The organism is uncultured Ralstonia sp. (assembly GCA_913056305.1).
Lineage (GTDB): Bacteria > Pseudomonadota > Gammaproteobacteria > Burkholderiales > Burkholderiaceae > Ralstonia.
Map to the genome: position 1 here is coordinate 1 of CAJXMR010000199.1, position 8,461 is coordinate 8,461.

Consider the following 8,461-nt stretch of genomic DNA (forward strand, 5'->3'; position numbering starts at 1 on the left):
ACGGAAAACATCCGCAACCAGGTCGTGCGCCATACCAACAGCTGCTACTTCACGATGGTGGCAGTGGACGACGACGGCAAGCCCGCCGAGGTGCCGATGCTGGCGCCGGCCAATGCGGAAGAGCAGGAACGCTTTGAAGCCGCACAGCAGCGGCGCGAACTGCGCCAGGAGATGGAGCAGCGGCACAAGGCGATCAAGGCGGCTTACAGCGTAGGGGGCACGGCGGGCGAGGTGGATTAAGCCGCCAGCCTTTTAGGACAGCGCCTTGCTGCCGATCTTGGCGAACGAGATGTCCTGCCACGGCGTGGCCACGATCGGCACCCCAAAACTCGAAACCGCCGACAGCGTCGCGTTGTGATGGCGCCGGATCGCCTCGGCGCTGGCGTGCGGCTTGTCGTGCGTGGTGTGGGCGTCCGCCGCCAGCGTCACGGCATAGCCCAGTGCAGCAGCCTGACGGATGGTCGTGTCCACGCAAAACTCGGTCGCGTAGCCGCACACCACCAGATGGTCGGCGTTCAGGCTGGTGAGCAATTCGCCAAGCCCGGTGCGCAAGAATGAATTGGGCGTGGTCTTGCGGATGACCGGATCGTCGGGCCGCGCCTGCAGCGTGCTCACCAGCTGCCAGCGGGGCATACCGTAGACCAGGTCATCGCTCGCCGCTTCGTGCTGGATGAAGACCACGGGCGCGCCATGCGCTCTCGCGTCCGCCATCAGCCCATTGATGGCGTCAACAACCGCCTCCGCCTGCGCCGGCGGCGGTGTGAACAAACCCGCTTGTACGTCGATCACCAGCAAGGCTGCGGTCATGGTTGCCTCCGTGGAAAACGCACGATTCTAGCGATGCCGAGCCAGTGCCCCGTCAGCGGCATCGCTTGATCACGCTCACGAACCGGACTGCGCCGGCGTTTCCAGCTTGGCAAACAGGTCATCCACGCGCAGCTTGCCGCCGATCTTGTGCTTGGCCTTGCGCAGCTCCTGCAGGATCGCGTCAACTTCAGTGCGCGTGGGGCGCAGCGGCGCCAGCGTCTGTGCCAACACGGGAACGACCTCCCGCTTCATGAAGCGCCGGCCGCCTGCCCTGACCTGCCAGATCACCAAGGCCGCGGCCAGCGCGAGCATCACAGCAATGGCGATGTCCATCGCACTCTCCGGCACCGCCACACCGATCACAAACGTTCCAAGAATCACCAAGACGATCGCAGCCAGGATGGTGAGGCCGGCCTTGCCATCGATGTGCGTCGACGCGAAGCGCTTCTCGACCTTGGGTGACAGCAGCACGAACGGGCTGCGGATCAATGCCTGTCGCTCTTCCGGCTGCAGCGACGACGGTGCGGTGCGCACCCGCTCCTCCAGCGCCAGCCGCTCGCTCAGGGCCGCCGCGAGGTTGGGATAGGTCTGTGCCTGCAACTCGGGCAACCCGGCGGGCAGTGTCTTGGCGACGCTCGCGTAGGTGGACGGCTCGGCGCGCGCGGGCGTGCGGCAGGTCAGGCACGTCCGCTCATACCCCACCAATTGTCCCTCGCCCACGGAGATGTAATAGATGTGGCTGGCGGACCCGACTCGCTTCAATTCGAATGCGCGCGGCTCGCGGCAGATCGGGCAGAAATCCGCCACGTATCCCTGCTTCCGATAAACGTGTTTCCTGCCCCAGACGATAAACATGGAATCCCCCGATTGAGTAGTTCGCCCCAGATGCGCGTTTTAGAACCTTTGGCAAAGCCGCTGCGCTGCGTATTGTTATGAAACCTTAATGATTGCTATCGCGTTTGCCTTGCTATGCGCGGGCGGCGGCTTATTCTGCCGCAATTCTTTTTCCAAATGGTGTCAGCGTATATAACGCCGATAGCCACCCGCGCCACGCTGTCAATCCCCACCTTTTCGGTGTCGCAACCATGCCGATATGGCGATGCGGATTCCGGCCGCCGGGCGCATCATCAAATGCCCTTCATCTTCGGATGCCACGCTCCGAGGCAACCGGCAAAGCGCCTCGCTTTGCGCCCCGCTTTGCTCCCCCAAAACCTGCCGCCAGACCACGATGGAAACCACCTACCCCGCTGGACCCAGCGACGTACCGGCCGGATTCACGCGCCCGAACGCCTCGTATCAGCGCCACGCGTGGCTGGCCGTGGCGGGCCTGCTGCTGTTTATCGTGCTGTATCTCGCGCTGACGGCCTGGTTTGTCTTCGTGGGCATGCGCGGCGCGTTCCGGCTGGCGTCGGGGTCGAGCGCGATCGAGTTCATCGCGTGCGGGTGCAGCCTGTTCCTGGCGGTCTTCCTGGTCAAGGCGCTGTTCTTTATCCGCAAGGGTGCCTACGGCGACGACATTGAGCTCACACGCGCAGAACAGCCGCGCCTGTTCGCCTTCCTCGACCAGATTGCCGACGACGCCGGCGCCCCGCGCCCGCACAAGGTGTTCGCGAGCGGGCGCGTCAATGCGGCCGTGTTCTATGACCTGTCGCTGCTGAACCTGATCCTGCCGTCGCGCAAGAACCTGGAGATCGGGCTCGGGCTGGTCAACATGCTCAACCTGAGCGAGTTCAAGGCCGTTTGCGCGCATGAGTTCGGGCACTTCGCGCAGCGCTCGATGGCGCTCGGGCGGTGGGTCTACACCACGCAGCAGATCGCCGCCCATATCGTCACCAAGCGCGATGCGCTCGACAACCTCCTGCGCCGCCTGTCGCATTTCGACCCGCGCGTGGCCTGGATCGGCTGGCTGCTCAGCCTGGTGGTGTGGGCGCTGCGCGCCATTGTCGACACCGCGTTCCGCCTGGTGGTGATCGCCCAGCGCGCGCTGTCGCGCGAGATGGAAATGCAGGCCGATCTGGTAGCCGTGTCGCTCACCGGCAGCGACGCGCTGATCAATGCGCTGCACCGCCTGCAGACCGCGGACGACGCCTGGGACCGCACCCTGAACTTCCTGCGCGGCGAGGTCGGCAACCAGCGCCCGCCGCGCGATGCGTTTGCCATCCAGCACGCCATCGCGGCACGCCTGAACCTCATCTACAACGACCCGGCCTATGGCCAGCGCCCGCAGGTGCCGGCGGAGGGCGCGGCGGCTTTCCGCGTGTTCGACAGCGAGATGGCGCAGCCTCCGCGCATGTGGGCCACCCACCCGCTCAACCATGAGCGCGAAGCCAACGCCAAGCGCACCTACCTGAGCGCTTCCGCCGACGAGCGCAGCGCGTGGGCCCTCTTCGACCACGCAGAGGACCTGCGCGAGCGGATGACCGCCAAGCTGGCGGGCGAGACCGAGCACGCCGTGGTCGAGCCGGACATCACCCTGCAGCAGCTCGATGAGCAGTTCGCGCAGGAGCACCTCAAGCCGCAATACCGAGGCATCTACCTGGGGCGCTCGGCCGTGCGGCATGCACAGTCGGCCGACGAGTTGGCCGAAGCCGTGCAGCTCCAGGGCCCGCTGCGGCTCGACACGCTGTATCCGGCAACCATCACCCAAGATCTGGAACGTCTGCGTGCACTGGACCGCGAATACGCCCTGCTGTGCTCGCTACGCGACCGCGTGTATGACGCGCCCGACGGCGTCATCCGCCATCGCGATCGCGTGCTGCAGCGCTCCGAGCTGCCGGCCGCCATCGCGGCGGTGGATGCGGAGCGCACCGCCGCGCGCGCCAGCGTGGAGTCGGTGCTGAAGGCCGTGCGCAGTGCCCACCTGGCCGCCGCCCAAGCGTTGTCGCCGCAATGGCATGCGTACCTGCGCGGCCTGCTCGACGTGCTGCACTACGCCGACCATGCCGAGACCAACGTGCGCGATGCGCAGGCGCATCTATCGCTCTGGTGGAACCGGGCCACGGCCAGCGGCGGCATCAACGAGAAAGGCGTGGGCCGTATCCTGAGCGCGGCGGAAGACCTGCAGCGCGCGCTGGCACAGGTCTTCCGGGTGGCCCCGGAGGTGCACCCCGGCGCGCCCGTGCTGGCTGAACTGGGCATCGAAAGCTGGTCCGGCACGCTGGGCGAGTTCGAACTGAACGGCCCGGTGCGCGGCAACATCAACGACTGGCTGCGCGTGGTGGACAGCTGGATCCACCATGCCGCCGGCTGGCTGTCGGCGCTGCGCCGGGCCACGCTCAACGAGCTGCTGCATGCGGAGGCAACGGTGGCCGCCGCGCATGCCGCCCCCGAGAGCCCCGTGCCGGAAGCGCCCCAGCCTGCACCATCTGCGCCGTCCGCCTACGACAAGCTGCTCACGGGCTCGGAACGCGTGCTCCATGTCGACAAGCCGGGCTTCTGGGAGCGCTTCCGCTCCGCCAACGGTTTCCTGCCGGGCCTGGCGCGTGCCGCGGCGGCGCTGGGCATCGTCGGCTCGGTGCTGGTATTCGGCTGGACGCTGGGCCGCGTCAGCGTCACGGTCTACAACGGCCTCGCGCGCGGCGTGATCGCCAAGGTGGGCGACCAGCGCGTTGCGCTGCAGCCGGGCGCGTCGGCCCAGGTGAGCGTCAACGATGGCGGCGACCTGCATATCGTGACCACGGCGCAGGATGGCGAGCCGATCGAAACCTTCGACGCGCCGGTCGGCCGCCTGCACACGCAATTCGTCTACACGGTGGCCAGTGCAGCGCCGCTGCGGCAATGGACAGCGACCTATGGCGGCGCGCACGCTGAACCGCCGCATATGCTGGCGCCGCAGCGCTGGCAGACCGCATCGGCCGAATACATCTTCGCCCAACCGCCTGCCAGCATCCGCACCAAGGGCGGCGGCGGCACCCGTACCGTGCTCGATGGCGTCAGCAACGCGCCGCCGGATGAACTCGCCGAGTCGATCCGGGACGAGGCCGCCGCCGCCGCGATGCTGCTCGCCCACGTCCGCTATGACGCGCCGGACTCGCCCTACCTGCCGGACTGGCTGGCGCTGGCGAGCAAGGCGCCCGGCTTCGACCAGGCCCTGACCACCCGCCTGGCGCACTTCCCGACCGACGTCTTCGCGTTGCGCATGGAGCAGAACGTGGCCCAGGGCGCGGCGCACGATGCCGTTTGCGCGCGCCAGCGTGCGCTCGCCACGGCGTCGCCCGACCAACCGGACCTCGCCTACCTGACAACGCGCTGCATGCCGTCGGGGCCGGAGCAGGACGCAGCGTTCGAAGCCGGCCACCAGCGCTGGCCGGATTCCGCCTGGTTCGCCAATGCGGCCGGATGGCATGCCAGCGAGCAAGGGCGCTACCCCGAGGCACTAGCCGACTACCAGGTCGCCATCTCGAAAAACCCGGCCATGCGCCACCTCCTGGCCCTGGAGACGGCCCGGCTGATGCGCCTGCTCGATCCTGCCTCCGCCAAATCGAAGACGACGGAACTGGCGGATGCCTCCGTGCATCTGCAAGACCTGCTGCAGCTCGAGCCGAACCAGCCCCTCGTACAAGGCCCGTACCGTGCGATTGCGCTGCTGTCGGCCGGGCACCTCGACGACGCCGTTGCCGCAGCGGCCGGCACGCCACTCGCTAGCCATGTGCTGCGCATGGCCGCAGGCTCCACGGGGGCTTCGCCCCAATTGCGCGCCAAGGCTGCCGCACTGGCGCCGGGCGACGGCGTTGATGCACAGACAGTCTGGCTGGCGCTCGCCGCCGGTGACAGCGCGGCCAATGACAAGGTTGCCGCCGTGCTCAAGGCACTCGAACACCGGCAAGAGAACGCTGGCGCCGTCGCCAAGATGCAGCGCTTCCTGGCCCTGGCCCGCCAAGGCGACACCACAGCGGCGGAAGCGGCACTGGAGGGCCTGCCGCTGTACCTGCGGGCGCAGGCGCTGGCCGCCGGCACGTCCATGCTGGGCAACCGCACGCCGCCCGCCTGGCGGACCTTTGCGCAGCGCGCGCTGTTCTCGGCCGAGCGGCCCTACCTGGGCGAGACGATCTAGCGGGAGGCGGTGCTGCTCAGTCGCAGACACCCGCGACGAACTGCAGCACCGCACCGTTGAACAGCGCCGGCCGTTGCAGCGGCGCGAAATGGCTCACCCCCGGCAGCGCGATCAGCGATGCGCCGGGGATGCTGCGCGCCAGATACGCCGTGTGCTCCGGCTTGATGAATTCATCGAACTCGCTCTGCACGATCGCCACCGGCACGCGGATCTTCGCGAGATCCGCCGCCGTGTAATTCGGCTCGGTCTTCATCATCTCGCTGACGGCGCCGACGAACGCCTGGAACGCATCAGGCGTGGCTGACAGCTGGGCGTAGTCCTTGGCGTGGCGGCTGAAGCAGCGGTCGATGACCGGGCTGGGCTGCATTGCCTTGGTGCCGCTTGGGTCCATGTTGCAGCCGAAGAAGAACACGCCGCACACGCGCTCGGGCACCTGCATGGCGAGCACGAGCGCGATGCAGGCGCCATCGCTCCAGCCAACGAAGGCGGCCTTCTCCACGCGCAGGGTGTCCAGGACGGCGAGCACGTCGGCGGCCATCAACTCGTACATGTACGGCCGTGCATCGCGTGTGCTGCGGCCATGGCCACGGCTGTCGATGGCGATGACGCGATGCCCGGCCGCCACCAGCGCCGGCACCTGATGGCTCCAGTTGCCGCTATGGCCGAGGCCGCCGTGCAGCAAGACCACGGGCGCGCCCGTGCCGTAGGTGGCATACCAGATGCGGGCGCCGTCGCGGGTGACATGGTCCTGCGCATTGGCCGCCGGCAGGGGCGGTGCGCCGCGGGCTTCAAAGTGGCTCAGGTCGTCATCAGTTTGGGGCATGGTCGGCTCCGTGTTGGCGGCAGAGGCTGGATGGCGATCTTATCGTCCATCGGACTCGGGGCGCCGTAATCAACGCCGCGCCGGCGACGGGCTAGCGCGGTTTCTTTGTGCACATTGTGCGAGGCGTTGATTCCAATCCACATAACCTCCAGCTTTTACCGTTTTATGATGAAACGCTCAAAACGATCTGCGTTTTCTGCATATCCGTCATCGGCGGAAACGCCATTTGTTGGTGCATCACCATCGATCCTCGCCCTGGGCCGGGGCACTCGTTAGGTGCGGACGCACCGCCCTGCCGACAAAATCGCAGAAAAGCGTGCAGCGCGATTGCCAATCCCGCGAAGCAATTTCGCCCCCCTTCCACAGTGGTAATCGCCAGCCCTCAAGATTCCATTTTCTTTGCCGTCATCCCTCATTTGAAAGCCGAATGAAATCGCACAGCGTGGAATATCGAGGGGCGTGCCAGGTCCATTGCCCGGCAACCCGATCGATTCCGGCGCCTGCAATCGATTGCATTGCCGAAGCGAGCGCCTGCCTGGCACCTGCTCGGCAACGCCGTGAATACAGGAACAACAAGATGAGCATTTCGAATATGCGGATCGGCGCGCGGCTAGGCGCCGCGTTTGCTCTCGTGGTGGCGTTGCTGATCGGCACCGCCGCGGTCGGCATTCAACGCCTGGACGCCAACACGACAAAGATGGAGCGCATCGTCAGCGAGCAGTACTCGCTGATCGCGCTGAGCAACCAGATCAAGAACAACGGCTACAAGGCCAACGGCATTCTCAGCAACCTGCTGCTCGCCGCTTCGCCGGAGCAGTCGGCCAAGTACATGGCCGACTACGCAGCCATCCGGCAAACCAACGCGAATGCGTATGCCCGCCTGGAAAAGCTGCTCAAGGGCGACCACAGCAAGGCGCTGTTCAAGGAGCAGTTCGATGCGCGGTCCGCCTACGGCGCCAGCGTCAAGCAGTTCTTCGAACTGGTCGGCAACGGCAAGACGGAGGAAGCCCGCACGCTCTATCAGGGCGACATGTCGCGCCTGCAGGACGCCTACTACGTGCTGGTCGACAAGATGGTGGACTACCAGGCCAGCGAAATGGAGCGCGACGTTACGGCCGCCACCAGCGAGGCCCGCAACGCCAAGATCCAGATGATCGTGCTCGCGGTCTGCGCCGCCCTGCTGGCGATCACGACCGGCGCCTTCATTACCCGCACCATCACCCGGCCGATCCGTGCCGCGGTCGAGCTGGCCAAGGCCGTTGCGCAGGGCAACCTGACGCATCGCCTGCATGTCGGCTCGCGCGATGAAGTCGGCCAGTTGCAGACCGCCTTCCAGCACATGGTCGAGAACCTGCACAGCGTGGTCGCGCAGGTGCGCAAGGGCACCGACACCATCACCCACGCCTCGCACGAAGTCGCCAGTGGCAACCTGGACCTCTCCGGACGCACCGAGCAACAGGCCAGCTCGCTCGAGCAGACCGCGGCGGCCATGGAGCAGCTCACCTCCACGGTCAAGCAGAACGCCGACAACGCGCACGAGGCCAGCCGGCTGGCGTCGGGCGCCTCCAGCGTTGCGGCCAAGGGCGGTGACGCGGTCGACGATGCGATCCACACCATGAACAGCATCAACACGTCGTCGCGCAAGATCGTCGACATCATCGGCGTGATCGACAGCATCGCCTTCCAGACCAACATCCTGGCCCTGAACGCGGCAGTGGAAGCCGCCCGTGCCGGCGAGCAAGGCCGCGGCTTTGCCGTCGTGGCCGGTGAGGTGCGCA

At 66.8% G+C, this 8,461-nt stretch carries 5 protein-coding genes and 1 pseudogene; 3 read left to right on the forward strand and 3 right to left on the reverse strand.

What is annotated here, in order from left to right; all coding sequences use genetic code 11:
* A pseudogene (locus tag QZ609_RS21435) lies at positions 1-240 on the forward strand (acyl-CoA thioesterase); the annotation flags it as partial.
* Between the two features lie 12 nt (positions 241-252).
* Here the strand turns inward: QZ609_RS21435 and QZ609_RS21440 are convergent.
* Positions 253-807 carry a cysteine hydrolase family protein gene (locus QZ609_RS21440; protein ID WP_295499345.1) on the reverse strand — a complete coding sequence of 185 codons (555 nt, stop codon included), beginning with the start codon at positions 805-807 and terminating at the stop codon, positions 253-255.
* A gap of 75 nt (positions 808-882) precedes the next feature.
* Complete coding sequence (locus tag QZ609_RS21445; RefSeq protein WP_295499347.1) at positions 883-1,662, reverse strand: hypothetical protein; 780 nt, start codon at positions 1,660-1,662, stop codon at positions 883-885.
* Between the two features lie 373 nt (positions 1,663-2,035).
* On the opposite strand from QZ609_RS21445, the gene QZ609_RS21450 reads away from it, so the two are divergent.
* Complete coding sequence (locus QZ609_RS21450; RefSeq protein WP_295499350.1) at positions 2,036-5,860, forward strand: M48 family metallopeptidase; 3,825 nt, start codon at positions 2,036-2,038, stop codon at positions 5,858-5,860.
* 16 nt (positions 5,861-5,876) lie between these two features.
* On the opposite strand, the gene QZ609_RS21455 is transcribed toward QZ609_RS21450, so the two are convergent.
* Positions 5,877-6,683: an alpha/beta hydrolase gene (locus tag QZ609_RS21455; RefSeq protein ID WP_295499352.1), complete on the reverse strand. Its 807-nt coding sequence runs from the start codon at positions 6,681-6,683 to the stop codon at positions 5,877-5,879.
* Between the two features lie 577 nt (positions 6,684-7,260).
* On the opposite strand from QZ609_RS21455, the gene QZ609_RS21460 reads away from it, so the two are divergent.
* Positions 7,261-8,461, forward strand: a 1,201-nt coding sequence (locus QZ609_RS21460) for a methyl-accepting chemotaxis protein (RefSeq protein ID WP_295499354.1), incomplete at its 3' end; no start/stop codon positions are given.